A 25,147-nucleotide genomic window follows, 5' to 3' on the forward strand; every position below is an offset into this window, starting at 1 on the left:
TCGTTCGACATGCTGCATTTGTCCCGCCTTACCTCGCTGGCCCTGACGATCGCCCTGGTGATCGGCGCGCCTCTGGCGTTCGCCGCTCAACCGGCCCCGGCCGTCGCTCCGGCAGGCACTGCCGCGACCGCCAAGGCCCCGTTGCCGTTGGAAGAGTTGCGCACCTTTGCCGAGGTCATGGACCGGATCAAGGCGGCGTATGTCGAGCCGGTGGATGACAAGACCCTGCTGGAAAACGCGATCAAGGGCATGCTCAGCAACCTCGATCCGCACTCCGCGTATCTCGGCCCTGAAGACTTCACCGAACTGCAGGAAAGCACCAGCGGCGAATTCGGCGGCCTGGGCATCGAAGTCGGCTCCGAAGACGGTTTCATCAAGGTCGTCTCGCCGATCGACGACACCCCGGCGTCGAAGGCTGGCATCCAGGCCGGTGACTTCATCGTCAAGATCAACGGTGCGCCAACTCGCGGCCAGACCATGACCGAAGCCGTGGACAAGATGCGCGGCAAGATCGGCCAGAAGATCACCCTGACCCTGGTGCGCGACGGTGGCACGCCGTTCGATGTGACCCTGGCCCGCGCCGTGATTCAGGTGAAGAGCGTCAAGGCGCAGCTGCTGGAATCGGGCTACGGCTACATCCGCATCACCCAGTTCCAGGTCAAGACCGGCGAAGAGGTCTCCAAGGCCCTGGCCAAGCTGCGCAAGGACAACGGCAAAAAGCTCAACGGCATCATCCTCGACCTGCGCAACAACCCGGGCGGCGTGTTGCAGGCGGCAGTGGAAGTGGTCGACCACTTCATCAAGAAAGGCCTGATCGTCTATACCAAAGGCCGGATCGCCAACTCCGAACTGCGCTTCTCCGCCACCGGCAAAGACGAAAGCGAAGCGGTGCCGATGGTCGTGCTGATCAACGGTGGCAGCGCCTCCGCTTCGGAAATCGTCGCCGGCGCCCTGCAGGATCAGAAACGCGCGGTAGTCATGGGCACCACCAGTTTCGGCAAGGGCTCGGTGCAAACCGTGCTGCCGCTGAACAACGACCGCGCGCTGAAGATCACCACGGCACTGTACTTCACGCCGAACGGCCGCTCGATCCAGGCCCAGGGCATCGTCCCGGACATCGAAGTGCGCAAGGCCAAGATCACCAACGAAGCGGACGGCGACTACTTCAAGGAAGCCGACCTGCAAGGTCACTTGGGCAACGGCAACGGCGGCGCAGACAAGCCGACCGGTTCCGGCACCAAGGCCAAGGCCATGCCGCAGGATGACGATTACCAGTTGGCCCAGGCCCTGAGCCTGCTTAAGGGCTTGAGCATCACGTCCGGCCGTTGAGGATGTCTTTGCGTTTGCTCTTCGTCCTGCTGTGCTATCTGGCGGGTGCTGCTCACGCAGAACCCGCCAGGACGCCACCGCCAAAAGCCTACCTGACGCTGATCATCGACGACCTGGGGCAGAACCTGCCCCGGGATCGCCGTGTGCTGGCTCTGCCCGGCCCAGTGACCACGGCGATCATGCCCGACACCCCGCACGCCACCGAATTCGCCCGCGAAGCCCATCGCGCCGGCAAGATCGTGATCCTGCACATGCCGATGGATCCGGCCACCGGTCCGTACGCCTGGCACCCCGAACTGCCGCTCGAAGAGCTGCAAAAGCGCCTCGACGCCGCGTTCAAAATGGTCCCCTACACGGCGGGCATCAACAACCACATGGGCAGTCGCATGACCGCCCAGCCGGTGGCGATGGCGTGGCTGATGGGCGAGTTGCAGCGTCGGCACAAGTTCTTCGTCGACAGCCGCACCAGTGCGCAAACCGTGGCGGCGCGGCAAGCACAGAAGATCGATCTGGCGAGTGTTTCGCGCGATGTGTTTCTCGATGACGAACGCACCGAAGCCGCCATTTTCAACCAGCTGCAGACGGCGATCAGCCTGGCCCGCAAGCAGGGCTCGGCCGTGATGATCGGCCACCCTTACCCGCAGACGCTGGCGGTGCTGGAACGTGAATTGCCGAAGCTCAAGGCGCAAGGCATCGAGTGGATCGATATCAAGCAGATGATCAGCGTGCGGAGTAACAAAGCGACAGCTGCACACGGGAAAAATGGAATTTATCGTTAAGCTATCAACTTATTAAATTCTCATAAGCCTCTACGACCAAAATAAGCAGCAATAACTTATAGAACCGACTCAAACCTAACTGTCTTATTCTGCGCCAGTCTTGCACCCATATATTAGCCAAGGACTGGCCATGAACTTTAAATATATCCACCCAAGCTTTTTATTACTGACGGCCTTCTCACTTCCTGCCTGTTCCAGCCCTGTCGATTACGGCAAGGGCGCTGAAAACTTCTCACCGTCGCAACACCCGACTAACAAAGATGGCGAAAATAACCACTGGATGGGAATCGGTGAGTACAAAAGCCGCGAGCACGGTTCCTGCACCGCCTTCCTGATCGACACTAACAGCTCTCGACCGTCCGATTCCGCCTATGCACTGACCAGCGCCCACTGCGTGGGCAAGGAAAACGGGGTCATGCGACTAGATGACCCTATCGAAGCCAGCATTACCTTCAACAGCTTCATCGATACGACTGCTGCCTCCAGGACCGTTTCTCTGCAGAAAGTAGCCTGGAGCAGTATTCAGGGTGTCGACCTGGCTCTGTTGGAGCTTGGAGTGTCACAGGGCGAACTTCTGGCTCAGGGCATCACGCCCATGAAACTGGCCCGGCAGGCGCCGGCAGAAGATAGCGACATTCTGATAGTGCACAAACCCGTGGGCTCTCCATTACAAATGTCAGCCTGCACCCACATGCCCTCCCCGGCGATTTTCGAAAAGCCCTGGGTTTGGCGGCATACCGTCAGCAACCAATGCAAAGATATTGCTTCCGGAAGCTCGGGGAGTCCGGTCATCGTTCGAGCGACCAACGAGGTCTATGGCGTCCTTGGGACCTTGGCTCACCATCTGACGCCGCTGCCTGGATACGGTCAGATGCCGAGCGGCAGTTACGGCAGTCCCACCTCGGTTTTCATCAACTGCTTTATCGATGGCAAACTCAATACGGATCCGCAGGTGTGCGAATTATTTCCGGCAGCCTCTATCAGACTGCCTGCCCAACTGCCAACGCATGCAAAGATCAGCGTAACCGCTCAGGGCAACTACGTTTATCCAGAATGGAACTTTGAAATAACCGCCAGCACCCGGTTTATCCGGACCAAACGCACGTCGGACCCGGTCGAATGCGAAGTTCCGCAAGACTACAGCCAGCCAATCACCACCGGCACTGCGCCCACTCGATTAAATGTTCCGATGGGACCTGAAACCGGGCCTAGCAACCTTTGCATCATCGCCACAAACAGTACTGAGGACATATTACCCGCAGGCACTTATCGCAATGCCGTCACTGTTCCCACTTATCTGGTTGATGCGGGCCCGACGCCTGTTCCGACCATAGAGACTTCGTTTAACAAAGAGATAAACAGGGCACTGATTCTGTGGCCGGAACGCAAGAACGAGGGTCTTGATCGATACGAGGTAAAAGGCGGCCTTGATGAAAAAGTCAGTTGCGAAGACCCGCAGGGTTATAGGCATGTGACCTCCAATTGGCTACGCCCGCAAAGCAACTTCCCCCTCAAACTCTGCGTTTACGCTGTCGACCCCAACAATCAGCGCTCAGAATTGAAGGAATACATCCTGGAATGGGAAGCGCTCGAAAACAGCGCCCCCTGAGCTGACCAGTAACGTAGGCCTTGTGCTTCTGCATCAATAGGCAAAACAGGAGCGCAAGGCTGCCCATGGCAAGGAACGGTTTTTTGGAAATAACTGGTCACGACGTCATACATAGTTACCGCCAGAGACCGGTTGCGATTACCGATAGTGAGACCTGCAACAGGTCGCGACTCCCTTGAGTCGCCGTTCAACTATCAGGAGTGACCATGACCATTCATGACCAGGCCGCAGCGCCATCCAGACAAATCGAGCCGATCCGCCACGACAATCTGCTGATCCATTTCACCACGGAGTTTCACCGCATCTGGGACAGCACCGGCTCACGGGCTAAACCCGCGGCCTTCTGGCGCCCGACTCCGGCTCCGGATGTATTGCCGGGCTATTTCCCGCTCGGCGACGTGTTCGTCGCCGGGCACGACAACATTAACGGCAGCACCGTGGTAGCTGTGGTTTGCGAAGGCGATGCACCCAGTGCAGATCCGGCCAGGGGCCCGGCATTAAGGCGCCCGGACGATTTCGAGCTGATCTGGAAAGATTCCGGCTCAGGCTCGAAGAAAGACGGGGCCGTATGGCGACCGATCGCCCCGCAAGGTTATGTGGCCATGGGCGCGGTCTGCTCCAATGATCACGAAAAACCTTCACTCAACGCGGTTCGCTGTGTACGCGCCGATCTGGTGGTCGCCTCGGACGTTGGCGAACTGATCTGGAATGACAGGGGCAGCGGCGCCAAGCAGAGCTTCAGTGCATGGAGTGTCATACCACCCAATGCACCGCCGGGAGAGATTCATTTCGCACCGGGAACATTTGTTGCGGCCAGCAGTTTCAACCGGCCAGAGGGCAATGTCGGTGCCTATTCACTAAGCATGCAGATCGCGCCGCTGATCCAGTCACCGCCACAGCTACCAACGCTCTCCGCAGCGCAAGCCCCAGAAACCAAGGGAGCGGCCACCCTCGCCCAAGTCATCGAGCTGCCATGGTTCGTGGTCAAGGATGACTTGTCGCCAATTGAGCAATTACGCACCACGCCGTTTTATCGCCTGGAAAGAACCGACCAGTACTATTTGGTTGGGAGCGGACACAACACAGGCGAGGAGGCACGGGCTTTCAAGTGGACTGCGCAGCGGCTGCAGAATCCGAAGACGCTGCGTCTGTTCACTCAACTTACTGCGATCAGTTTTGTGAGCCCGTGGGCAACGAAGGCAGACGCTCCTCCGTCACTTCCATTCTCGGTAAGACTGGACAGCCAGTTCACTCACAGCGAGACGTCAACCAGTGGTTGGCAGACTCCATTTGTTACCCATGTGATCGCGATGGCCGGCAAAGGCAAATTCGTCGCGGTTTATCAGCTGGAGAGTTTCTACGAGCTGCGTCGTGCTGACGGCTCGCAAGCGGGGATCAATCTGGCTTACACCCAGAACGATAACCTGAGTCTGCTGCAGTTTCCGCCGCAAGAATGCACCCACCAGGCAACAGACAAGTCGTTGCCGACGGCTACAGATAGCGCCCCATGATCTCGTCGACAACCCCGTCCTTGCGCATTTGATCCAGCGCCGCCTGCAGCCTGGCGACCGTTGCGTCCGACACATCCTTGTTCAGCGCCAGATATAACTCGGCGCTGTTGAAGCGCAACACGGTCTTGAGTCCAGTGACCCCGTCCTGCCGCGCCAGATAGCGCCCGGCAGGATCACCCGTGGCCCACAGGTCGATCTGGCCATTGACCAGTTTTTTCGCGTTGTCCTGATCGCGCAGCACGACCATAGGCTTCAAGCCCTGTTTGGTCAGCGTCTCGGCAATCGCGTCGCCCTTGTAGGCGCCGATCTTGTATTTGCGCGCATCGTTGAGGGTGTCGAGGGTGATTTTGCTGTCGGCCCTGGCCAACATGATCCAGTCGTCCGGACCGATCGGGCCGACCCATTTGAACAGGTTTTCGCGGTCCGGCAGGCGGGCCATCACGAAGGCGCCGTAACCGGGGTTTTCCAGCGCCAGTTTGTAGACGCGCTCCCATGGGAAGCGCAGCGTCAGGCTATAGGTGAGCCCGGCGCGCTTGAACATTTCGCGGACGATGTCGGCGGCAATGCCGTTGATGTTCTCGCCCTTGGCGAAATTCTTGCCGTCTTTCGCCATGTTGTAGGGCGGAAAGTTTTCGGTGAGGAGCACCAGATCGGTGTCGGGACTGTTTTCGGCCCGCGCCGTGATGAGCAGCAACACAGAGGCACTGGCGAGAACAAGAAGCAGGCGTTTGATCATGTCGGGCTACCGGAATCCATGGCGTGCCCAAGAGTGCCTTGGGTACGCCATGCTGTCCACTGGCCTGTACGGTTTAGCGCATCACGATGCCGCGTTTGGCCATGTACGCTTTCGCTTCCTGCACAGTGTATTCGCCGAAGTGGAAAATACTCGCCGCCAGTACCGCGCTGGCGTGGCCTTCAAGGATGCCGTCGGCCAGATGCTGCAGGTTGCCGACGCCGCCGGAAGCGATCACCGGAATGCCCAGCGCATCGCTGATCGCGCGAGTCACGCCGAGGTCGAAACCATTTTTCATGCCGTCCTGATCCATGCTGGTCAGCAGGATCTCGCCGGCACCCAGGCCTTCCATCTTCTTCGCCCACTCGACGGCGTCGAGACCGGTCGGCTTGCGCCCGCCGTGGGTGAAGATTTCCCAGCGCGGGGTTTCGCCCGGGCCGGAGACCTTCTTCGCGTCGATGGCGACGACGATGCACTGCGAGCCGAAATGCTGCGCCGCTTCGCCGACGAATTCCGGATTGAACACCGCTGCGGTGTTGATCGAGACCTTGTCCGCACCGGCGTTGAGCAGGTTGCGGATGTCCTGCACGGTGCGCACGCCACCGCCGACGGTCAGTGGAATGAACACCTGGCTGGCCATGCGCTCGACGGTGTGCAGCGTGGTGTCGCGGCCATCGACGCTGGCGGTGATGTCGAGGAAAGTAATCTCGTCGGCACCCTGCTCGTCATAGCGACGAGCGATTTCCACCGGGTCGCCAGCATCGCGGATGTTCTCGAACTTCACACCTTTGACGACCCGGCCGTTGTCCACGTCCAGGCAAGGGATGATGCGTTTGGCCAGCGCCATGGTCAGTCCTCAGCCTTGGTACGAATCGCAGAAAGCTTGCGCTTCGGCGACGTCGAGGGTGCCTTCGTAGATCGCCCGGCCAGTGATTGCACCGATGATGCCCGGCGCCTTGGCGTCGAGCAGCGACTTGATGTCACCCAGATTGTGGATACCGCCGGAGGCGATCACCGGGATCTTCGTCGCTGCAGCCAGCGCAGCGGTGAACGGTACGTTGCAGCCCTGCATCATGCCGTCTTTGGCGATGTCGGTATAAACGATCGAGGACACACCGTCGGCTTCAAACTGCTTGGCCAGATCGATGACTTGCACGGTGCTGATTTCAGCCCAGCCATCAGTAGCGACAAAACCGTCTTTGGCATCCAGACCGACGATGATCTTGCCCGGGAACGCGCGGCAGGCCTCAGCGACGAACGCCGGATCTTTAACGGCTTTGGTGCCGATGATCACGTAGCTGACGCCCGCCTTGACGTAGTGCTCGATGGTTTCCAGCGAGCGGATACCGCCACCGATCTGGATCGGCAGGTTCGGGTAGCGTTTGGCGATCGCGGTAACCACTTCACCGTTGACCGGCTGGCCTTCGAACGCGCCGTTCAGATCGACCAGATGCAGACGGCGGCAACCGCCCTCCACCCACTTGGCAGCCATGCTCACCGGGTCATCGGAGAACACTGTGGAATCTTCCATGCGGCCCTGGCGCAGACGTACGCAGGCACCGTCCTTGAGATCGATAGCGGGAATAATCAGCATCTGGCAAACCTTCAAATTTGAATGTTCAGCTTGGCTCGGAAATCAGTTTTTCTCGAGCGCCCACAGGTCGCTTTCGATGCTTTCAAACCGCTCTTTGAGGTGGGTCTGCACATCGAAAATCGCCCTGTTGTAATAGTGCGGAGCAATTTCACGGGTAAACAGCTCAAGAATTTCCGCCGCCTCGAACGAACCCAGGTCAAGTTCGAACCGATCCTCCATGAACCGCTGGATCTTGCGGTTGGCCTCGTTCTCCTGTTCGGGAGTGAGGGTCAGGATCGGCGGTTTGGACTTCTTGGCAGCCATTTACCAGCGACCGTCCCACGCGGCGAAGTTCTGCAGCAATTGCAGGCCATGGGTATGGCTCTTCTCCGGGTGGAATTGAACGGCGAAACGCGAGCCTTCGGCCAGCGCGGCAGCGAAATCGACTCCGTAATGACCGCTACCGACTACCTGCCGCGCATTGGCGGCAGCGATGTAGTAGCTGTGCACGAAGTAGAAACGCGCCATGTCCGGAATGTCGTGCCACAGCGGGTGACTGACTTTCTGCTTCACCTCATTCCAGCCCATGTGCGGGACTTTCAGGTGCTCGCCATCTTCATGCAGGTCTTTGCCGAAGAACTTCACCGCGCCCGGGAACAGGCCGATGCAGTCGACGCCGTCGTTCTCTTCGCTGCTGTCGAGCAGGGCTTGCATGCCGACGCAGATGCCGAGGAACGGACGATCCTGGCTGACTTCACGCACCAGCGCGTCGAACCCGAGGCGACGGATCTCCGCCATGCAATCGCGAATCGCACCTACGCCGGGGAATACCACACGGTCGGCTTCGCGGATCACGTCGGCATCGCTGGTGATCAGCACCTTGCCGGCGCCAACGTGCTCGAGGGCCTTGGCCACCGAGTGCAGGTTGCCCATGCCGTAGTCGATAACTGCAACCGTCTGCATTACAGAACGCCTTTGGTCGATGGCATTTGCCCGGCCATGCGCTCATCCAGCTCAACGGCCATGCGCAGCGCCCGGCCGAAAGCCTTGAACACGGTTTCGATCTGGTGGTGGGTGTTGGTGCCACGCAGGTTGTCGATGTGCAGGCTGACCAAGGCGTGGTTGACGAAACCCTGGAAGAATTCCTGGAACAGGTCGACGTCGAAGCCGCCCACGGTGGCGCGGGTGTACGGCACGTGCATCTGCAGGCCTGGACGGCCGGAGAAGTCGATCACCACGCGCGACAGCGCTTCATCGAGCGGCACGTAGGCGTGGCCGTAGCGACGGATGCCTTTCTTGTCGCCGATGGCTTTGGCGAAGGCCTGGCCGAGGGTGATACCGACGTCTTCCACGGTATGGTGGTCGTCGATATGCAGATCGCCCTTGCATTCAATATCCAGGTCGATCAACCCGTGACGGGCGATCTGATCCAGCATGTGCTCAAGAAAAGGAACACCGATATCGAATCGGGCCTTTCCGGTGCCATCAAGGTTGATCGAGGCTTTGATCTGGGTTTCCAGAGTGTCGCGCTCGACAGACGCCTTACGTTCGGCCATCACCAGCTCCGCAAAATCATTGGGCGAAAAAGGCAGCCATTATAGGCACGCGGGGCCGAAACAGAAACACGCGACGTGAGATGGCTGACGGATAGAACGCCCGGCTGTCGCGGGTAGACATGTCCATACAAGCCATTACAGGCACCCCGAAAACAACTGTAGGAGTGAGCCTGCTCGCGATGAGGGCGTGACAGCCAACATTTCCGTGACTGTCAGACCGCTATCGCGAGCAGGGCTCACTCCTACAGGGGTACTACGTTTTGTTTAGTGAAACAGTACCGCCGTCTTCTGCAGGGTCACCCACACACCCCACGCCAACGGAATACCCACCACCAGCCATGCAGCGATTGCCAGCGGCTTGCTGCCCGGTGCGGCTTTCCACTCCAGCACGGTGCTCGCATCAGCCCCTTTGTCGTGGCCCAGCGCCTGTTCGGCAGCCAGCTCAGCGTCGGTCATGAAGTACTTGTCAGCCACCGGACGCACCAGCAGGTTGCACAGGAAACCCAGCACCAGCAGGCCGGCGAGGATGTACAGGGTGATGTCGTAAGCGGCAGCGCGTTCAACGCCGATGCTCAACTGATACTCACGCAGGTAGTTCACCAGCACCGGGCCGAGCACGCCGGCGGCGGCCCAGGCAGTCAGCAGACGACCGTGGATCGCACCGACCATTTGCGTGCCGAACAGGTCGGCCAGATACGCCGGAACGGTCGCAAAACCACCGCCGTACATCGACAGGATGATGCAGAACGCCGCCACGAACAGCGCAACGTTGCCCAGATGGCCCATGTTCGGGATCAGCGCGTACAGCGCAAAACCGAGGGCGAAGAACACGAAGTAAGTGTTTTTGCGACCCAGGTAGTCCGAGAACGAAGCCCAGAAGAAGCGGCCACCGATGTTGAACAGGCTCAGCAGACCGGTGAAGCCGGCAGCGATCGCAGCGATCGAAGCCAGTTGCCCGGCGTCCAGTTGACCGAACGGCACGTCGACGCCCAGCAGCTTGCCGCCGAACACTTCCTGCAGCAGTGGCGAGGCCATGCCGAGGATGCCGATACCGGCCGACACGTTCAGGCACAGCACCAGCCACACCAGACGGAACTGCGGGGTTTTCCACGCCACATTCACGTGCACGTGACGGTGGGTGATCATCGCGTTCGACGCTTTCTTCGCTGGAGCGGTCCAGCCTTCAGGCTTCCAGCCGGTTGGCGGCACGCGGTAGGCCAGGGCGCCACCGATCATGAGCACGAAGTAGATCGCCGCCATGGCCACGAAGCTTTGCCACACGCCGACACCGGCAGGCGAAGCGAAGTGGCTCATCAGCGCAGTCGCCAACGGTGCACCGACCATCGCGCCGCCACCGAAGCCCATGATCGCCATGCCGGTCGCCATGCCGCGCTTGTCCGGGAACCACTTGATCAGGGTCGAGACCGGCGAAATGTAGCCCAGGCCCAGACCGATACCACCGATCACGCCAGAGCCGATCCACATCAGCCAGATCTGGTGGGTGTAGATACCCAGTGCAGAGATCAGCAGACCGCCGCACCAGCACAGTGCCGACACCACACCGGCCTTGCGTGGCCCGGCGTGTTCCAGCCAGCCACCCCAGATTGCTGCCGAGCAGCCGAGGAAGATGAAGAACAGGGTGTAGATCCAGCCGAGCATGGAGATCGGCCAGTCGCATTGCGAAGAGAAGATCCGAGCGATGAAGCTCATGTCCGGTGCGCAAGCCACCGGAGCCGTGACGCCCAATGCCTTGGACAGCGGCAACCAGAACACCGAGAAACCGTAGGCCATGCCGATGCACAGGTGGATGGCCAGAGCGGCCGGTGGAACCAGCCAGCGGTTGAAACCGGGCTTGGCGATGATGCGTTCCTTGGACAGGAACGCAGGCTGGTCGGCGCGAAGACCGTCCGCCGTGATGCTCGTGCTCATTGTGTATCCCCCAATTATTAGTATGGTTCGCCAGCCACTGCTCACCCTCGGCCTTTATGCACGCAGGCATGACCGTTTTTTCGGGTGAAGCTCCTTGAAGGCGCGACGTTAAGTCGCAGAAGGACGGACGAACCGGCGAAGGTTACCATTTGCACGTGACAGAAAAACCAAACTGATATCACCTTTTTCATGTCATCTGATCTCGTCCCCACAGGAAAAAGCCATGCCGATCGCTGTCCAAGCGCTGAACGATGCCAGTTACCAGGATCAACAGGACCTGCAAAAAATCTATCGTGACGCTCCGCAATGGCTGTTCGCACCGTATTCCGGGGACGCTCAACTGATCGAAAACAGCCTGGCTGACGGCTCTTTGATTGCAGGACGTTTCAACGATCGCCTGCTCGGTGCAGCACGCCTGACAAGGCACGACAGGATTTGGCACTTGTCACATTTGTGTGTACGAAAAGTCACCCGGCGCCGTGGGGTAGCCGAGAGACTGGTGAACCAAGCACAGAAAATGGCGTCGCAAGCGGGTGCCCAACTGCGCCTGCTGGCACCGGCCGGGCACCTTGAAATCCAGGCGCTGGCCGCCAGATTGCAATTGCCGCTGGACCTCATTGCGACATGACAGCGCCCCGAACCGGGCGGATGCAGCGCTATACTCCCCGGCTAAATTACGAATTCGACTAACTACAAGGACTCGCCCATGAAAGCGTTCGGCAAAATCCTGGGTCTGGTACTTCTCGGGCTGTTGCTGATCATTGTGGCGGCGGGCTTCGCCCTGACCCACCTGTTTGATCCCAACGACTATAAAGACGAGATTCGCCAGATAGCCCGCGACAAGGCCCACATCGAGCTGACGCTCAATGGCGATATCGGCTGGAGCCTGTTCCCGTGGCTCGGCCTGGAACTGCATGAGGCCAGCATCGCCACCCTGATCAACCCGACCGAACCGTATGCCGACCTGCAGATGCTCGGCCTGTCCGTGCGCGTGCTGCCGCTGTTGCGCCGCGAAGTGCAGATGAGCGATGTGCGCGTCGAAGGCCTGAACCTGCGCCTCAAACGCGACAAGAACGGCCACGGCAACTGGGAAGACATCGGCAAGCTGCCACCTCCTGCCACGCCTGCCGGCAGCCCGACGCCTGCCAGCCCGCCTGTTGCAGAGGCCCCCGTCCAGCCGGAAAAACCGCCGCAGCCGATCCGCCTCGACATCGACAGCCTGACCGTCAACAACGCCCGGGTTGAATACACCGACGAGCAAACCGGCAAGCAGTACAGTGCCGAAAGCATCCAGCTGAGCACCGGTGCGGTACACGATTCGACCAACATTCCGCTGAAAGCCACGGCGTTCCTCAGCACCAATCAGCCTGTGCTGCGGGTGCGCACCGAGCTCAACGGCGAGCTGCGCATCGAACGCGCCCTGCAACGTTACAAGTTCGAAGACATGAAACTGTCCGGCGAACTGACCGGCGACCCACTACAAGGCAAGGCCATGACCTTCTCCGCCCAAGGCCAGATTTCCCTGGACAAGGCAGCGAACGTCGCCGAATGGACCGGGATCAAGATCTCCGCCAACCAGTTGCGTGCCCTCGGTGAGCTGAAAGCCAACGACCTCGACAAGACCCCGCAGATCACTGGCGGAATCTCGATCGCCCAGTTCGACCTGGCGAAATTTGTCGATAGCATCGGCCAGACGTTGCCAGCCATGGCGCCCGGCAGCCTGACCAAGGTCGAACTGGTCAGCCGCGTGGCCGCCACGCCAACCAGCGTCGCCTTCGACAACATCAACCTGAAACTCGACGACAGCAGCTTCAGCGGGCGCATTGCCGTGGAAGATTTCGCCAAGCAGTCGCTGCGGGCGATCCTCAAGGCTGACACGTTCGACGTCGACCGCTACCTGCCGCCGAAATCGGAAAAAGCCAAAAACGCCACGCAAGTGCGTCAGGCCGAAGTCGCCAGCACCGAAGCCGATGCCATGGCCGGCGCTGGCAGCACACCGTTGCCGGACAAACCAAGCAAAAGCGCCTGGAGCACCGAGCGTCTGCTGCCGGTCGAGCGTCTGGCCAAACTCGACGTTGATGCCGATCTGAGCTTCGGCCAACTGACCCTCGACAAACTGCCAATCCAGAACGCCGCGCTCAAAGCCACCGGCCAGGGCGGCCTGCTGACGTTGGAAAATCTGCGTGGCGGCCTGTACAACGGCGACTTCGAAGCCAAGGGCACCCTCGACGTACGCCCAAGTGCGCCGGTGCTGAACCTGCAAACCAGGATCAACCGCGTGCCGGCCGAGAAAATCCTCGAAAGCCAGGGCAAGAATCCGCCGGTCAAAGGCCTGGTCACACTGACCAGCAGCCTCACCGGCAGCGGCAACAGCCAGCAGGCGCTGATCGAAACCCTCAACGGCAACGCCAGTTTCGTGATCAACAACGGTGTGCTGCTCAACGCCAACCTTGAACAGCAACTGTGCAAAGGCATCGCCACCCTCAACCGCAAAACCCTCAGCGGCGAGCCAAGGGGCAAGGACACGCCGTTCCAGGAACTCAAGGGCAACCTGACCTTCCGCAACGGCATCGCCAGCAACCCGGACCTGAAAGTGCGCATCCCCGGCATGACCGTCAACGGCGATGGCGACATCGACCTGCGGGTGCTGGGCATGGATTACCGCGTCGGCATCATCGTCGAAGGCGACACCAGCGCCATGCCGGATCCGGCCTGTCAGGTCGGCGAGAAATTCGTCGGCATCGAGTGGCCGCTGCGCTGCCGCGGCCCATTGGAACTGGGCGCCAAGGCCTGCCGTGTGGACAACGAACGTCTCGGCCAGGTCGCGACCAAAATGGCCGGTGACAAACTCAGCGAGAAGATCGATGAAAAACTTGGCGACAAGGTCAGCCCGGAATTGAAAAACGCATTGAAGGGGCTGTTCAAGCGATGACAGCGGAGCAGTTTTCCACGGCGGTGCTGGAATGGTTTGACCGCCACGGCCGCCACGATTTGCCTTGGCAGCAAGACATCAATCCGTATCGGGTGTGGGTGTCGGAGATCATGTTGCAGCAGACCCAGGTCAGCACCGTGCTCAATTACTTCGACCGCTTCATGGCCGCGCTGCCAACGGTGCAAGCGCTGGCCGAAGCGCCGGAGGACGAAGTGCTGCATCTGTGGACCGGGCTCGGTTATTACACCCGAGCACGCAACCTGCAGAAGACCGCAAAGATCGTCGTCAGCCAGTACGGCGGCGAATTTCCGCGAGACGTCGAAAAGCTGACGGATTTGCCGGGGATCGGCCTGTCCACCGCCGGCGCCATCGCCAGCATCAGCATGGGCCTGCGCGCGCCGATCCTCGATGGCAACGTCAAACGCGTTCTGGCGCGTTTTACCGCGCAAGAGGGTTACCCGGGGGAACCGAAGGTCGCCAAACAGCTGTGGGCCAACGCAGAGCGTTTCACGCCGCACGATCGGGTCAACGCCTACACCCAGGCGATGATGGATCTCGGTGCCACGCTGTGTACGCGCAGCAAACCGAGCTGCCTTCTGTGCCCGCTGGAAAAGGGCTGCGAGGCGCACATGCTCGGCCTGGAGACGCGCTACCCGATCCCCAAGCCGCGCAAGGCCATCCCGCAAAAACGCACGCTGATGCCGCTGCTGGCCAACGGCGAAGGCGCGATTCTGCTTTATCGCCGCCCGTCCACGGGGCTTTGGGGCGGTTTATGGAGCCTGCCGGAACTCGACGATCTCGACGACCTGCAACATCTGGCCGACCAGCACTCGCTGACCATGGGCGAGCAGCAGGCGCTGCCAAGCCTCATCCACACGTTCAGCCATTTCCAGCTGTCCATTGAACCCTGGCTGGTTCAGGTGCAGGAGGCCGGTCAGCACGTGGCCGAGGCCGACTGGCTCTGGTATAACCTCGCCACCCCGCCGCGCCTGGGCCTTGCCGCCCCGGTCAAAACCTTGCTCGAACGCGCGGCCGCCGTATTGAACGCAGGAGAGTCGTCATGACCCGCACCATCATGTGCCGCAAGTACAAAGAAGAACTGCCCGCGCTGGAACGCGCTCCTTTCCCGGGCGCCAAAGGTCAGGATATTTTTGACCACGTCTCGGCCAAAGCCTGGGCTGACTGGCAGAAACACCAGACCCTGCTGATCAACGAAAAGCGTCTGAACATGATGAACGCCGAAGACCGCAAATATCTGCAGGGCGAAATGGACAAGTACTTCTCCGGCGAGGATTACGCCAAGGCGGAAGGCTACGTTCCGCCTGCGGAGTAAACCCGCAAAATCGGGGGGCGGATCGTAAGCGACGGAATTAATTTAAGAAATTTTAAAAAAGTCGTTGACGTAAATCCGAAAAACCCTTTTAATGCGCCCCGTTGCCCAGATAGCTCAGTCGGTAGAGCAGGGGATTGAAAATCCCCGTGTCGGCGGTTCGATTCCGTCTCTGGGCACCAAATACCGAAAACCCTGAATCGCAAGATTCAGGGTTTTTTTATGCCTGCGATTTGATGGCGGCTCAATCCAGTCTTTTTTCTGGGCTGCGCAAATGCGCGACGGGTTTCGAACAAAGGCGATCCGCGCTACTTTGGCCGCACCTTAAGGAAGAGGGTCATCCGCTCGATGAACCAGAAAAGAACCCGCGTCCCCCTGCCCCATCCGCCACCCTATCGCCAGAGCCGGGTGGCATTCTGGCTGACGGTGCTGGTCGGCGTACTGATCGCCTTCCTCATCGCCGCGTCGACTTATCTGATCATCCACAGCTTGATCAGCGGCTCCATCACCACATGGAACCGCTCCGGTCCACGCCACACCTACACCCTTGCGCTGCAACCGCGAATGTTCTGGTTCGAGATCGTGTCGCAATGCATCGGCACCGTATTCCTGATAGCCGTCGGCTGGATCGGACTATGGATTCACCGAATGGCGCAAGAACCCACTGACAAGCAGAAGGGCAAGCGTACGCGGGGGTAAATGACGGTTGGCCCTCAGAGGGTGTTGACGTAGTCGACCGGCAACAAAACCGTGTCGAGCGCAGCGTCTACCGGCAGCGATACCACGGTAATCACCGGGCAAACGATCATCATGTAGCAGATGACCGCGGAGGGCATGCCGTCTCCCCCTCTCACGCCAAGCAAGTGCAGGTTGCCATCGACACCTTTGTAGTACGGTTCTGCAGAATCACCGTTCAGGCGCCCCATCATCGTTCCACAACCAGCCAACAGCAAAACCAGGCTCACCGCTGAGCCAATACGCACAATCCCTTTCAAACCAGCACTTCCTTGCATCACAGAAACATAAGGCGCGGGATTGTACCCGCGCCTCAACTTTCAATTGAACCCAACACTATCCAGCGTCATTCCAGTGGAACACCAGATTGCGGGCAGCGCCGCTGCCAATGTCTGTCACGTCACGCCGTGTTTCGCCATTGCGCGTGGCGACCACGGTGTACTTACCGGGTGGCAGTTGCACGTACACCAGCGGACCCGTTTGGGTGAGGGTCAGCACGGTTTGCCCCGGCGACTTTTCAATCATCACATCGACATCAGCGGTGTACTGGTCTTGCGCGCCCACCGCGAACGTCATGTGCAGGTTGTAACCGGTGGATTGTTGAATGGCTTTTGACTCGTCCAGGCCGATCCCGCCGGACAGGTAGTTGATGCCATTTTGCTGTTGTTGCTGGACTTGCACGCCGGCACTGTCGACCGGGTCCAGGTTGGCTGCCTGCAACATCGCCGGAAAGGCCAATGCCGCCACCGCCGCGATGGGCAGCAGGAATGAAAGAACGCGTTTCATGATGACAACTCCCGGGCTCTTGTAGAGCCCAACCGTTACTCCTTATTTGATCCGGCCAGGGAAGCACGTGTTTTAGAATGATTGGAACTTGGCCAGGGTGCGAAAGGGACTAATTCGAGACGCACTGCGGCTCGAATTCACAGAGTCGCCAACCTTCAATCCGGAATGCACTGCGTTTCAAGTGATTGCGCAGCCGGGCGTTGAAGCTCATTCTCGATCCGTCTTCGCCAAGGCCAAGTCCATATGAATTCACGCAGTCCCGCGTTTACGCCCGACACCGCAACCGTGAACGAACCTTTCAAAGAAGCTGCCGCAGATGGCTTTATGGTCGGCGGCTTCACCTGGCGTCACGCCCTGCCCGATGCGCAACGCCCCGTAGTCATCATCAACGCCGCCACCTCGGTACGCTGCCGACACTACTCGCGCTTCGCCGATTACCTGTTCACCAACGGCTTCGACGTGATCACCTACGACTACCGAGGCATCGGCGAATCGCGTCCGGCAACTCTGAAAAGCCTTGAGGCTTCATGGACCGACTGGGGCGCGCTGGATTTCGAAGCGATGCTCAAGCGCGCTCAACGGGAATTCCCCGGCCAGCCAATCGATGTGGTCGGCCATAGCTTCGGCGGTTGCGCGGCTGGGCTCGGCGAGTCCGGGCAGGTCATTCGTCGACTGGTGACAGTCGGCGCGCAGTTCGCTTACTGGCGCGACTATGCGCCGGCACAGCGCTGGCGCATGTTTGGTAAATGGCATTTGCTGATGCCGCTGCTGACGCGGCTCTGTGGCTATTTCCCGGGCAAACGCCTCGGCTGGCTCGAGGACACGCCAGCAGGCGTCGTACGCGACTGGAGCACGCCTGCCGCGCGCTACGAGCAGCGTCCGAGCGGCCGCCGACTGCTGAAAGCAAGCGGTCGCCTGCCCTTCGCCAATGTCCGCGCAAAGACCTTGGCGATCAGCATCAGCGACGACCCTTACGGCACGATCCCGGCCATCGAACGCCTGCTCGGCTACTTCAGTCATGCGCACAAAACCCACTTGCGCATCGCGCCGCAGGACATCGGCGAACAACAAGTCGGACATTTCGCCTTTTTTCGCAGCGCATACCAAGCCACACTATGGCCCATTGCTCTGACCTGGCTGCAAACCGGCGAGTTGGCCCCCGACACACCCGGGCGGCCAGTGCCACGCAGCTGAGCCCTTTCAACGCACGACGGAACACACCATGGCCTCCGCCAACAAGCAGCAAAAACGCGCCGCCCGGGCCAAGACCAAGGCCAAGCAAAACCGCAGCAAACGCGCCGAGGCGCCGGTCGCACTCGACCCGAACGATGACCGTATCGACTTCGAGTCGGTGGACCTGACCGAGCTGTTCAAGAAAATGATCGACGCCGAGAAGATCAGCCAGCAAGCCATGTGCACCGCGTTCCTCGAAGACCCTTTGCTGGGGCTGGTCTACGAGCAGGAAGGCGAAGAAGGCGCGATGGATTTCATCCTCGCCGCGCTGATCGAGTATCGCCAGTGGTCCCAGGAAACCGACGAAGCCGGCGCCCTGGCGTGGATCGAATCCCCGGCCTTCCAGGCCGACTATGTGGCGGCGTCCGACGCGATCGCCGCACAAACCCAACAGAAGAACTGAGTTCCCATGGCATCCCTGAACAAGCAACAGAAACGCGCCAAACGCGCCAAGGCCAAAGCCAAACACATCCGCATGGTCGGCCGTAAGCCGCTGGACCAGGACGACAACCTCGGGCATCTGGACGAGCCGATCCCGGAATACACCCTGGCGATGTTCAGCAAAATGCGCGAAGCCGAAGCCGTCAGCCGCAACGAAATGCTGCTGACCCTGCTGCGCGAACTGGCGTTCATCATCGTTGACCATCCAGAGCTGCTGGACATGGAAAACGCCGAGAACGAAGGCATGGCCGCCACTCACCTGGCCGCCGACATGCTGATCGACTACCGTATGTGGGCCGACGGCATGGACATCGAAACCGCCCAGGCCTGGCTGACCGAGCCACAGTTCATCACCGATTTCGGGATTGCGCTGGATACTTACGGCAAGTCGCTGGACACCCAGGAAGACAAGGGCGAATAAACCCCGCGCACAAACAAAAACGGCCGCTCGTCATCACTGACAGCGGCCGTTTTGCATTATGCGTTGCGGATCAGTTCAACACCACCGCACCACGGTTTTCCAGCTTGCGGCGGCGTGCCACCAGCAGGCCTGCGGCAACGACCATGAGGCTCAGCAGGCCGGTTGCGAGGATTTCCACGCGATGGGCTTCCTGGAACAGCATGATGGTCAGGGCGGCGACGATGAAGATGATCACCGCGTAGGTCAAGCCCGGGAACAGCCACATGCTGAAGACGATTTTCTCGCCGCGGGCCATGCGTTGTTTACGCATGCGCAGTTGCGAGAACGCGATCACCAGGTACACCAGCAGCGCGATGGCGCCGGAGCTGGCCAGCAGGAATTCGAACACGGCAGCCGGGGCCACATAGTTGGCGAAGGTGCAGAGGAACGCCGCGCCGGTCGACAGCATGACGGCCCAGTAAGGCGTACCGCTTTTGTTGACCCGAGTCGACATCGCCGGTGCGTCACCGCGCTTGCCGAGGGAGAACAGCATGCGCGACGAGGTGTACAGCGCCGAGTTCAGACAGCTGGTTACCGCGACCAGCACCACGATGTCGACGATCATTTTCGCGTTCGGAATGCCCATGCGCTCAAGCACGGTCTGGTAGGAACCGAGGTTGGCCAGCGTAGGATCGTTCCACGGCACCAGGGCCACAACGATGAAGATCGATACGAGGTAGAACAGGCCGATCCGCCAGATCACCGAGTTGGTGGCCTTGGAAATCTGCTTGCCCGGGTTCTTCGATTCCGCAGCCGCGATGGTCACGATTTCGGTACCCATGAACGAGAACATGGTGGTCAGGATTGCACCCAGCACCGCGCCCATGCCGTTTGGCAGGAAGCCGCCGGAATCAAACAGGTGCGAAACACCGCTGACCTGGCTGTTCGGCAGGAAGCCGAAAACGGCCGCAAGACCCAGCGCGATGAAGCCTATGATCGCCAGGACTTTGATCAAGGCAAACCAGAATTCGAATTCACCGTAGTTTTTCACGCTGAACAGGTTGGTGACCGTCAGCAGCATGGTGATGATCAGTGCAAACGCCCAGATCTCGATCCCCGGGAACCAGGCATGGAGGATGGTCGCGGCGGCGTTGGCTTCCAGTGGAATCACCAACACCCAGAACCACCAGTACAACCAGCCGATGGTGAAACCGGCCCAGTGCCCGATGGCACGGTCGGCGTATGTCGAGAACGAGCCGGTGTCGGGCGAAGCGACAGCCATCTCACCGAGCATGCGCATCACCAGCACCACCAGGGTACCGGCGGCGGCGTAGGCCAGCAGCACGGCGGGGCCGGCGGCAGCGATCGCGTGGCCGGAGCCAACGAACAGACCGGCGCCGATAACACCGGCGATCGACAACATGGTCACATGACGCGGTTTGAGCCCCTGTTCGAGGCCATTGGAGCTTGGGGTACTGCTCATCGGAACTACCTTTGCGAGGAAAGCGATTGCGTCCGTCCTGTCTGGTTTTCCTTCTCGTAAAAAGAAACCAACAGGGCGTTCCAGATTCTGCACGCAATAAATGCGCCAAAATGTTTCAAACTCTTCTGGGCCGCGGTTTTCAGCGAGACCGGACAGTCATCGCAAGTCATTGGAATGAATGGCAATTCGCCAGAGCGTTACCCTGCGACTCACTTTTCAGACGATTCAGCGCACCAGAAACACACTGAAAAAGTGTGGATGCACAATAAAAGGGCGATTCAGGAACGTTCGGCCGGATAGCGCTTCCAACACCCCGCCAAAGCTGGCACCATCGCGCCTTTTTTTACGCAACACCCACGGGTTTGCACGTTCAAACACCCGTTCGGTTGTTGATGTGGCGACAGTCTGCTGTGCCGATGCGACAACCTGCCACACGCCATCCGCTTACCGCTCGTAGCGCTGTTGGCTGCCATTGAAACGCTATGCTAGCTTGGCCGCCTCGCCAGGAAGGCCCGCCAACAGCAGGAGCGCAACATATATGAGGAACGCACATGGCTGAGGCCACGCCCGCGCTTGAAATCCGCAACTTGCACAAACGCTACGGACAGCTTGAGGTGCTCAAAGGTATCTCGCTGACCGCCCGCGACGGCGATGTGATCTCGATCCTCGGTTCCTCCGGTTCCGGCAAGTCCACGTTCCTGCGTTGCATCAACCTGTTGGAAAACCCGCACCAGGGCCAGATTCTGGTGGCCGGTGAAGAACTCAAGCTCAAGCCCGCCAAGAATGGCGAACTGGTTGCCGCTGATGGCAAACAGATCAACCGCCTGCGTTCCGAGATTGGTTTTGTATTTCAAAACTTTAATCTGTGGCCGCACATGAGTGTGCTCGACAACATCATCGAAGCCCCGCGCCGCGTGCTCGGCCAGAGCAAGGCCGAGGCGATCGAAGTCGCCGAAGCGCTGCTGGCCAAGGTCGGCATCGCCGACAAGCGCCACGCCTACCCGTCGCAACTGTCCGGTGGTCAGCAACAACGCGCGGCGATTGCCCGCACGCTGGCGATGCAGCCGAAGGTGATTCTGTTCGACGAGCCCACCTCCGCGCTTGACCCGGAAATGGTTCAGGAAGTACTTAGTGTCATCCGCGCACTGGCCGAAGAAGGCCGCACCATGCTGTTGGTGACCCACGAAATGGGCTTTGCCCGTCAGGTCTCCAGCGAAGTGGTGTTCCTCCACCAAGGGCTGGTGGAAGAGCAAGGATCGCCTCAGCAGGTGTTCGAAAACCCGCTTTCGGCGCGCTGCAAACAATTCATGTCCAGCAACCGCTAACGGAGCAACATGCATGCAGAATTTTAAAAAGGTCTTCCTGGCCGCCGCCGTCACCCTCGCGTTCAGCGCCGGTGCCATGGCCGAGACTCTGAAGATGGGCATCGAAGCGGCTTACCCGCCGTTCAACAACAAAGACGCCAGCGGCAACGTGGTCGGCTTCGACAAAGACATCGGCGACGCCCTGTGCGCCAAGATGAAAGTCGAGTGCAGCGTGGTCACCTCCGATTGGGACGGCATCATTCCTGCGCTGAACGCCAAGAAGTTCGACTTCCTGGTCTCCTCGCTGTCGATCACCGAAGAGCGCAAGGGCGCGGTAGATTTCACCGACCCGTACTACTCGAACAAGCTGCAGTTCATCGCGCCGAAAGATAAAGACTTCAAAACCGACAAGGATTCGCTCAAAGGCAAGATCATCGGCACCCAGCGCGCCACCCTCGCTGGCACTTGGCTTGAGGACACCTACGGCAGCGATATCGAAGTCAAACTCTACGACACCCAGGAAAACGCCTACCTGGACCTGACCTCCGGTCGTGTCGACGCCATCCTGGCCGACAAGTACGCCAACTACGATTGGCTGAAAAGCGACGCCGGCAAGAACTATGAGTTCAAGGGCGACGCGGTCGTGGAAAGCGACAAAATCGGCATCGCCGTGCGCAAAGGTGATCCACTGCGTGAGAAGCTGAACGCCGCGCTGAAGGAAATCGTAGCTGACGGTACCTACAAGAAGATCAACGACAAGTACTTCCCGTTCAGCATCTATTGATCTGACCTGCGGGACCGGCACCGTGATCCGACGGCGCCGGCTCCCGGCCTTGCCTGCCGCGATTTGAAAAGAAATCCATGATTATCGACCTCTACGGATTCGGCCCGGCCCTCGCCGCCGGTGCGCTGATGACCGTCAAACTGGCGTTGACGGCCCTGTGCCTGGGACTGGTGCTCGGTCTGCTCGGCGCCTTGGCCAAGACTTCCCCGTACAAGCCGCTGCAATGGCTTGGCGGCACTTATTCGACCCTGGTGCGTGGCGTCCCGGAATTGCTCTGGGTGCTGTTGATCTACTTCGGTACGGTCAACCTGATGCGCAGCCTCGGTGAGTTTTTCGGCAATCCCGACCTGCAACTCAGCGCCTTCGCCGCTGGCGTGATTGCGCTGGGCCTGTGCTTCGGCGCCTACGCCACGGAAGTGTTCCGCGGCGCGATCCTTGCCATTCCCAAGGGCCATCGCGAAGCGGGTGTGGCGCTGGGCCTGTCGAAATGGCGGATCTTCACCAAGTTGATCATGCCGCAGATGTGGCGCATCGCCCTGCCAGGCCTGGGCAACCTGTTCATGATCCTGATGAAAGACACCGCGCTGGTCTCGGTGATCGGCCTGGAAGAAATCATGCGTCACGCACAGATCGGCGTGACCGTGTCGAAACAACCGTTCACCTTCTATCTGGTGGCGGCGGTCATGTACCTGGGCCTGACGGTGCTGGCGATGACCGGCATGCACTTCCTGGAAAAACGCGCCGCTCGCGGCTTTGCGAGGAGCGCTTCATGAACTGGGAAGTGATCATCAAGTGGCTGCCGAAACTGGCGCAGGGCGCGACCCTGACCCTGGAGCTGGTGGCGATTGCCGTGATTGCCGGTCTGTTGCTGGCAATTCCACTGGGCATCGCCCGCTCTTCGAAGCTGTGGTACGTGCGCGCTTTGCCCTACGCCTACATCTTCTTTTTCCGTGGCACGCCGTTGCTGGTGCAACTGTTCCTCGTCTATTACGGCCTGGCGCAGTTCGATGCGGTGCGCAGTAGCGCACTGTGGCCGTACCTGCGCGATCCGTTCTGGTGTACCACCGCGACCATGACTCTGCACACCGCGGCGTACATCGCCGAAATTCTGCGCGGCGCGATCCAGGCGATTCCGCCCGGCGAAATCGAGGCGGCGCGGGCGTTGGGCATGTCCAAGCCCAAGGCGATGTTCTACATCATGCTGCCGCGAGCGGCGCGCATCGGCCTGCCGGCCTACAGCAATGAAGTGATCCTGATGCTCAAGGCCAGCGCGCTGGCGAGCACCGTGACCCTGCTGGAACTGACCGGCATGGCCCGCACGATCATTGCCCGCACCTACCTGCCGGTGGAAATCTTCTTCGCCGCCGGCGTGTTCTATCTGCTGATGTCCTACGTGCTGGTGCGCGGCTTCAAGCTGCTGGAGCGCTGGCTGCGCGTCGATGCCTGCCAAGGGCGTTGAAACTTCCCACGTGCTGACGGGCGAGGCCCTACTCGCCCGCTTCACCGCACTGGATGCTTTTCTGATTGAGCATCAGGCGCTGTGGAAACCTCGTCCGTTCACCCATCTTTCGATTGCATGGGAAACCGCCTACCCCGAATTGGCTTCGTGGCTACGCGGACGATCGCTGGAAGATACAGAGCTTGTGCATAACCACCCTGCCGATCTCATCGATGCGCCGGAGCCATTCGCTGCACTGGCGGCGTTGTCGGCTGAGCTGAGCGCAGTCGGAGAGTTGCCGGAACATGCGCTGGAAACCCCAGGCCATCGATTGAATGTCGATGTGCCGGGGCGCAAGTGGCAGCAGATCGAGGCGTTCGCCAGTCGCTTGTCTTTCGCCTCGCCGCCGGCGCATTGGCTGGACTGGTGTTCCGGCAAGGGACATCTGGGCCGACGCCTGTTGGGTACGGGGCAACAACTGACTTGTATCGAATACGATCCGGCGTTGGTCGCCAGTGGTCAGGCATTAAGTCAGCGCCGTCATTTGCACGCCCTGCATGTCGAGCAGGATGTACTGGCGGCAGACGCAGCGAGCGTTATAAGTGCTCAGCACACCCCGGTCGCCCTGCACGCCTGCGGCGATCTGCATGTGCGCTTGATGCAACTGGCGAGCGCGGCCGGATGTCAGCAGATGGCCATCGCCCCGTGCTGCTACAACCGGATCAATCGCAGCGAGTACCAGGCATTGTCCTCAGCGGGTTTGCGATCCGCCCTACAGCTCTCGCTCGAAGATCTTTCGCTGCCCATGAGCGAAACCGTCACCGCCGGTGCAAGAGTCCGACGTCAGCGCGACACCTCCATGGCCCGACGCCTGGCTTTCGATTTGCTGCAACGGCAAGTGCGCGGAGTAGACGAATACCTGCCCACCCCGTCCCTGCCCAGCGCCTGGCTGGGAAAACCCTTCGCCGATTACTGCCGCGACCTGGCAGCGCTGAAAGAGTTATCCACAATCGGCACGCCAGACTGGCAGGCACTGGAAGCCGCCGGTTGGCAGCGGTTGGCCGAAGTTCGCAACCTGGAATTACTGCGCGGACTGTTCCGACGACCGCTGGAGCTTTGGCTGAATCTTGATCGAGCCATTTTTCTCGCCGAACAGGGATACGTCGTAAGCCTCGGCACCTTCTGCGACGCACCGCTGACTCCGCGTAATTTCATGCTGCTGGCCGAGCGCGCTTGAAATCTTTACAGCCTGTGGATAACTC

Annotated in this window: 27 protein-coding genes and 1 tRNA gene; 18 read left to right on the plus strand and 10 right to left on the minus strand. The window is 60.0% G+C overall.

The genetic code is table 11. The annotated features are described in order from the left end of the window. Window positions 1–9 precede the first annotated feature (9 nt). The 4 genes from ACM6I7_RS18745 to ACM6I7_RS18760 all read left to right on the plus strand — a co-directional run bounded on the left by ACM6I7_RS18745 (window position 10) and on the right by ACM6I7_RS18760 (window position 5,228). Window positions 10–1,329, plus strand: a complete 1,320-nt coding sequence (locus tag ACM6I7_RS18745) for a S41 family peptidase (protein ID WP_027611261.1) — start codon at window positions 10–12, stop codon at window positions 1,327–1,329. A 2-nt stretch (window positions 1,330–1,331) separates the two neighbouring features. Beyond that, window positions 1,332–2,108 carry a divergent polysaccharide deacetylase family protein gene (locus ACM6I7_RS18750; protein ID WP_097086964.1) on the plus strand — a complete coding sequence of 259 codons (777 nt, stop codon included), beginning with the start codon at window positions 1,332–1,334 and terminating at the stop codon, window positions 2,106–2,108. Between the two features lie 130 nt (window positions 2,109–2,238). Next, window positions 2,239–3,717, plus strand: a complete 1,479-nt coding sequence (locus ACM6I7_RS18755; RefSeq protein ID WP_414889016.1) for a S1 family peptidase — start codon at window positions 2,239–2,241, stop codon at window positions 3,715–3,717. A gap of 206 nt (window positions 3,718–3,923) precedes the next feature. Next, the gene (locus ACM6I7_RS18760) at window positions 3,924–5,228 is read left to right on the plus strand and encodes a Vps62-related protein (RefSeq protein ID WP_414889017.1); all 1,305 of its coding nucleotides are present in this window, start codon (window positions 3,924–3,926) and stop codon (window positions 5,226–5,228) included. Here the strand turns inward: ACM6I7_RS18760 and ACM6I7_RS18765 are convergent. The 7 genes from ACM6I7_RS18765 to ACM6I7_RS18795 all read right to left on the minus strand — a co-directional run bounded on the left by ACM6I7_RS18765 (window position 5,209) and on the right by ACM6I7_RS18795 (window position 11,019). After that, entirely contained in the window at window positions 5,209–5,964 is a 756-nt protein-coding gene (locus ACM6I7_RS18765) for a substrate-binding periplasmic protein (protein WP_414889019.1), read from the minus strand. The two genes, ACM6I7_RS18760 and ACM6I7_RS18765, sit on opposite strands and share 20 nt — an antisense overlap. Window positions 5,965–6,037: 73 nt before the next feature. Next, window positions 6,038–6,808, minus strand: a complete 771-nt coding sequence (gene hisF / locus ACM6I7_RS18770; protein WP_007909211.1) for an imidazole glycerol phosphate synthase subunit HisF — start codon at window positions 6,806–6,808, stop codon at window positions 6,038–6,040. A 9-nt stretch (window positions 6,809–6,817) separates the two neighbouring features. Then, the gene (gene hisA / locus ACM6I7_RS18775; RefSeq protein WP_095137961.1) at window positions 6,818–7,555 is read right to left on the minus strand and encodes a 1-(5-phosphoribosyl)-5-[(5-phosphoribosylamino)methylideneamino]imidazole-4-carboxamide isomerase; all 738 of its coding nucleotides are present in this window, start codon (window positions 7,553–7,555) and stop codon (window positions 6,818–6,820) included. 42 nt (window positions 7,556–7,597) lie between these two features. After that, on the minus strand, window positions 7,598–7,858 hold the full coding sequence (locus ACM6I7_RS18780) for a DUF2164 domain-containing protein (protein ID WP_003220751.1): 261 nt from the start codon (window positions 7,856–7,858) through the stop codon (window positions 7,598–7,600). Next, on the minus strand, window positions 7,859–8,497 hold the full coding sequence (hisH, locus tag ACM6I7_RS18785; RefSeq protein WP_103368308.1) for an imidazole glycerol phosphate synthase subunit HisH: 639 nt from the start codon (window positions 8,495–8,497) through the stop codon (window positions 7,859–7,861). Then, window positions 8,497–9,090 carry an imidazoleglycerol-phosphate dehydratase HisB gene (hisB, locus tag ACM6I7_RS18790; protein ID WP_007909204.1) on the minus strand — a complete coding sequence of 198 codons (594 nt, stop codon included), beginning with the start codon at window positions 9,088–9,090 and terminating at the stop codon, window positions 8,497–8,499. Before hisB ends, hisH begins: the two co-directional genes overlap by 1 nt. A gap of 264 nt (window positions 9,091–9,354) precedes the next feature. Beyond that, window positions 9,355–11,019 (minus strand): OFA family MFS transporter, encoded by a 1,665-nt coding sequence (locus ACM6I7_RS18795; RefSeq protein ID WP_414889020.1) that lies wholly within the window; start codon window positions 11,017–11,019, stop codon window positions 9,355–9,357. 223 nt (window positions 11,020–11,242) lie between these two features. Between ACM6I7_RS18795 and ACM6I7_RS18800 the strand changes: the two genes are divergently transcribed. The 6 genes from ACM6I7_RS18800 to ACM6I7_RS18825 all read left to right on the plus strand — a co-directional run bounded on the left by ACM6I7_RS18800 (window position 11,243) and on the right by ACM6I7_RS18825 (window position 15,980). Beyond that, a complete protein-coding gene (locus ACM6I7_RS18800; RefSeq protein WP_414889021.1) occupies window positions 11,243–11,647 on the plus strand; it encodes an acetyl-CoA sensor PanZ family protein in 405 nt (134 codons plus the stop codon). A 78-nt stretch (window positions 11,648–11,725) separates the two neighbouring features. Beyond that, a complete protein-coding gene (locus ACM6I7_RS18805) occupies window positions 11,726–13,951 on the plus strand; it encodes an AsmA family protein (RefSeq protein WP_027611251.1) in 2,226 nt (741 codons plus the stop codon). After that, window positions 13,948–15,015 (plus strand): A/G-specific adenine glycosylase, encoded by a 1,068-nt coding sequence (gene mutY, locus ACM6I7_RS18810; RefSeq protein WP_027611250.1) that lies wholly within the window; start codon window positions 13,948–13,950, stop codon window positions 15,013–15,015. Before ACM6I7_RS18805 ends, mutY begins: the two co-directional genes overlap by 4 nt. After that, window positions 15,012–15,284 (plus strand): oxidative damage protection protein, encoded by a 273-nt coding sequence (locus ACM6I7_RS18815; protein ID WP_003220737.1) that lies wholly within the window; start codon window positions 15,012–15,014, stop codon window positions 15,282–15,284. Before mutY ends, ACM6I7_RS18815 begins: the two co-directional genes overlap by 4 nt. 103 nt (window positions 15,285–15,387) lie before the next feature. Next, window positions 15,388–15,463, plus strand: a tRNA-Phe gene (locus tag ACM6I7_RS18820). 166 nt (window positions 15,464–15,629) lie between these two features. Beyond that, a complete protein-coding gene (locus ACM6I7_RS18825; RefSeq protein WP_414889022.1) occupies window positions 15,630–15,980 on the plus strand; it encodes a hypothetical protein in 351 nt (116 codons plus the stop codon). Window positions 15,981–15,994: 14 nt separating this feature from the next. Here the strand turns inward: ACM6I7_RS18825 and ACM6I7_RS18830 are convergent, their stop codons facing one another. Next, complete coding sequence (locus ACM6I7_RS18830) at window positions 15,995–16,276, minus strand: YceK/YidQ family lipoprotein (RefSeq protein WP_098966737.1); 282 nt, start codon at window positions 16,274–16,276, stop codon at window positions 15,995–15,997. 76 nt (window positions 16,277–16,352) lie between these two features. Continuing rightward, window positions 16,353–16,802 carry a carboxypeptidase regulatory-like domain-containing protein gene (locus ACM6I7_RS18835; RefSeq protein ID WP_414889023.1) on the minus strand — a complete coding sequence of 150 codons (450 nt, stop codon included), beginning with the start codon at window positions 16,800–16,802 and terminating at the stop codon, window positions 16,353–16,355. A gap of 243 nt (window positions 16,803–17,045) precedes the next feature. On the opposite strand from ACM6I7_RS18835, the gene ACM6I7_RS18840 reads away from it, so the two are divergent. From ACM6I7_RS18840 to ACM6I7_RS18850, 3 genes are read left to right on the plus strand one after another with little or no spacing between them, the layout of a single operon-like run. Next, window positions 17,046–17,996, plus strand: a complete 951-nt coding sequence (locus tag ACM6I7_RS18840; RefSeq protein ID WP_414889024.1) for an alpha/beta fold hydrolase — start codon at window positions 17,046–17,048, stop codon at window positions 17,994–17,996. A 28-nt stretch (window positions 17,997–18,024) separates the two neighbouring features. Continuing rightward, complete coding sequence (locus ACM6I7_RS18845; protein WP_414889025.1) at window positions 18,025–18,438, plus strand: hypothetical protein; 414 nt, start codon at window positions 18,025–18,027, stop codon at window positions 18,436–18,438. 6 nt (window positions 18,439–18,444) lie between these two features. Further along, window positions 18,445–18,897: a hypothetical protein gene (locus ACM6I7_RS18850; RefSeq protein ID WP_103368299.1), complete on the plus strand. Its 453-nt coding sequence runs from the start codon at window positions 18,445–18,447 to the stop codon at window positions 18,895–18,897. Between the two features lie 70 nt (window positions 18,898–18,967). Here ACM6I7_RS18850 and gabP read toward each other — a convergent pair whose 3' ends face one another. Continuing rightward, the gene (gene gabP, locus ACM6I7_RS18855) at window positions 18,968–20,359 is read right to left on the minus strand and encodes a GABA permease (RefSeq protein ID WP_027611243.1); all 1,392 of its coding nucleotides are present in this window, start codon (window positions 20,357–20,359) and stop codon (window positions 18,968–18,970) included. 551 nt (window positions 20,360–20,910) lie between these two features. Here gabP and ACM6I7_RS18860 point away from each other — a divergent pair. From ACM6I7_RS18860 to ACM6I7_RS18880, 5 genes are all read left to right on the plus strand, one after another. After that, window positions 20,911–21,684 (plus strand): ABC transporter ATP-binding protein, encoded by a 774-nt coding sequence (locus ACM6I7_RS18860; protein ID WP_041071351.1) that lies wholly within the window; start codon window positions 20,911–20,913, stop codon window positions 21,682–21,684. 13 nt (window positions 21,685–21,697) lie between these two features. Continuing rightward, window positions 21,698–22,447 carry an ABC transporter substrate-binding protein gene (locus ACM6I7_RS18865; RefSeq protein WP_027611242.1) on the plus strand — a complete coding sequence of 250 codons (750 nt, stop codon included), beginning with the start codon at window positions 21,698–21,700 and terminating at the stop codon, window positions 22,445–22,447. 77 nt (window positions 22,448–22,524) lie between these two features. Beyond that, window positions 22,525–23,220, plus strand: a complete 696-nt coding sequence (locus tag ACM6I7_RS18870; RefSeq protein WP_007961693.1) for an ABC transporter permease — start codon at window positions 22,525–22,527, stop codon at window positions 23,218–23,220. After that, a complete protein-coding gene (locus tag ACM6I7_RS18875) occupies window positions 23,217–23,906 on the plus strand; it encodes an ABC transporter permease (protein ID WP_003220713.1) in 690 nt (229 codons plus the stop codon). Before ACM6I7_RS18870 ends, ACM6I7_RS18875 begins: the two co-directional genes overlap by 4 nt. Then, on the plus strand, window positions 23,887–25,122 hold the full coding sequence (locus ACM6I7_RS18880) for a methyltransferase (RefSeq protein WP_414889026.1): 1,236 nt from the start codon (window positions 23,887–23,889) through the stop codon (window positions 25,120–25,122). The genes ACM6I7_RS18875 and ACM6I7_RS18880 overlap by 20 nt, the downstream gene beginning before the upstream one ends. Window positions 25,123–25,147: the final 25 nt, after the last annotated feature.

The sequence above is a fragment of the Pseudomonas sp. IT-93MI4 genome (assembly GCF_949767635.1).
Taxonomy (GTDB): domain Bacteria; phylum Pseudomonadota; class Gammaproteobacteria; order Pseudomonadales; family Pseudomonadaceae; genus Aquipseudomonas; species Aquipseudomonas putida_A.

Bases quoted from the DNA above. Each gene is read 5' to 3' on its own strand.
- ACM6I7_RS18805 (WP_027611251.1), top strand. From the start codon at position 11,726: ATGAAAGCGTTCGGCAAAATCCTGGGTCTGGTACTTCTCGGGCTGTTG.
- hisF (WP_007909211.1), bottom strand. From the start codon at position 6,808: ATGGCGCTGGCCAAACGCATCATCCCTTGCCTGGACGTGGACAACGGC.
- ACM6I7_RS18795 (WP_414889020.1), bottom strand. From the start codon at position 11,019: ATGAGCACGAGCATCACGGCGGACGGTCTTCGCGCCGACCAGCCTGCG.
- ACM6I7_RS18755 (WP_414889016.1), top strand. From the start codon at position 2,239: ATGAACTTTAAATATATCCACCCAAGCTTTTTATTACTGACGGCCTTC.
- ACM6I7_RS18780 (WP_003220751.1), bottom strand. From the start codon at position 7,858: ATGGCTGCCAAGAAGTCCAAACCGCCGATCCTGACCCTCACTCCCGAA.
- ACM6I7_RS18845 (WP_414889025.1), top strand. From the start codon at position 18,025: ATGGCCTCCGCCAACAAGCAGCAAAAACGCGCCGCCCGGGCCAAGACC.
- ACM6I7_RS18880 (WP_414889026.1), top strand. From the start codon at position 23,887: ATGCCTGCCAAGGGCGTTGAAACTTCCCACGTGCTGACGGGCGAGGCC.
- ACM6I7_RS18860 (WP_041071351.1), top strand. From the start codon at position 20,911: ATGGCTGAGGCCACGCCCGCGCTTGAAATCCGCAACTTGCACAAACGC.
- ACM6I7_RS18865 (WP_027611242.1), top strand. From the start codon at position 21,698: ATGCAGAATTTTAAAAAGGTCTTCCTGGCCGCCGCCGTCACCCTCGCG.
- mutY (WP_027611250.1), top strand. From the start codon at position 13,948: ATGACAGCGGAGCAGTTTTCCACGGCGGTGCTGGAATGGTTTGACCGC.
- ACM6I7_RS18760 (WP_414889017.1), top strand. From the start codon at position 3,924: ATGACCATTCATGACCAGGCCGCAGCGCCATCCAGACAAATCGAGCCG.
- ACM6I7_RS18815 (WP_003220737.1), top strand. From the start codon at position 15,012: ATGACCCGCACCATCATGTGCCGCAAGTACAAAGAAGAACTGCCCGCG.
- ACM6I7_RS18850 (WP_103368299.1), top strand. From the start codon at position 18,445: ATGGCATCCCTGAACAAGCAACAGAAACGCGCCAAACGCGCCAAGGCC.
- ACM6I7_RS18870 (WP_007961693.1), top strand. From the start codon at position 22,525: ATGATTATCGACCTCTACGGATTCGGCCCGGCCCTCGCCGCCGGTGCG.
- ACM6I7_RS18745 (WP_027611261.1), top strand. From the start codon at position 10: ATGCTGCATTTGTCCCGCCTTACCTCGCTGGCCCTGACGATCGCCCTG.
- ACM6I7_RS18875 (WP_003220713.1), top strand. From the start codon at position 23,217: ATGAACTGGGAAGTGATCATCAAGTGGCTGCCGAAACTGGCGCAGGGC.
- ACM6I7_RS18800 (WP_414889021.1), top strand. From the start codon at position 11,243: ATGCCGATCGCTGTCCAAGCGCTGAACGATGCCAGTTACCAGGATCAA.
- gabP (WP_027611243.1), bottom strand. From the start codon at position 20,359: ATGAGCAGTACCCCAAGCTCCAATGGCCTCGAACAGGGGCTCAAACCG.
- hisA (WP_095137961.1), bottom strand. From the start codon at position 7,555: ATGCTGATTATTCCCGCTATCGATCTCAAGGACGGTGCCTGCGTACGT.
- ACM6I7_RS18840 (WP_414889024.1), top strand. From the start codon at position 17,046: ATGAATTCACGCAGTCCCGCGTTTACGCCCGACACCGCAACCGTGAAC.
- ACM6I7_RS18765 (WP_414889019.1), bottom strand. From the start codon at position 5,964: ATGATCAAACGCCTGCTTCTTGTTCTCGCCAGTGCCTCTGTGTTGCTG.
- ACM6I7_RS18825 (WP_414889022.1), top strand. From the start codon at position 15,630: ATGAACCAGAAAAGAACCCGCGTCCCCCTGCCCCATCCGCCACCCTAT.
- ACM6I7_RS18835 (WP_414889023.1), bottom strand. From the start codon at position 16,802: ATGAAACGCGTTCTTTCATTCCTGCTGCCCATCGCGGCGGTGGCGGCA.
- ACM6I7_RS18750 (WP_097086964.1), top strand. From the start codon at position 1,332: ATGTCTTTGCGTTTGCTCTTCGTCCTGCTGTGCTATCTGGCGGGTGCT.
- hisH (WP_103368308.1), bottom strand. From the start codon at position 8,497: ATGCAGACGGTTGCAGTTATCGACTACGGCATGGGCAACCTGCACTCG.
- hisB (WP_007909204.1), bottom strand. From the start codon at position 9,090: ATGGCCGAACGTAAGGCGTCTGTCGAGCGCGACACTCTGGAAACCCAG.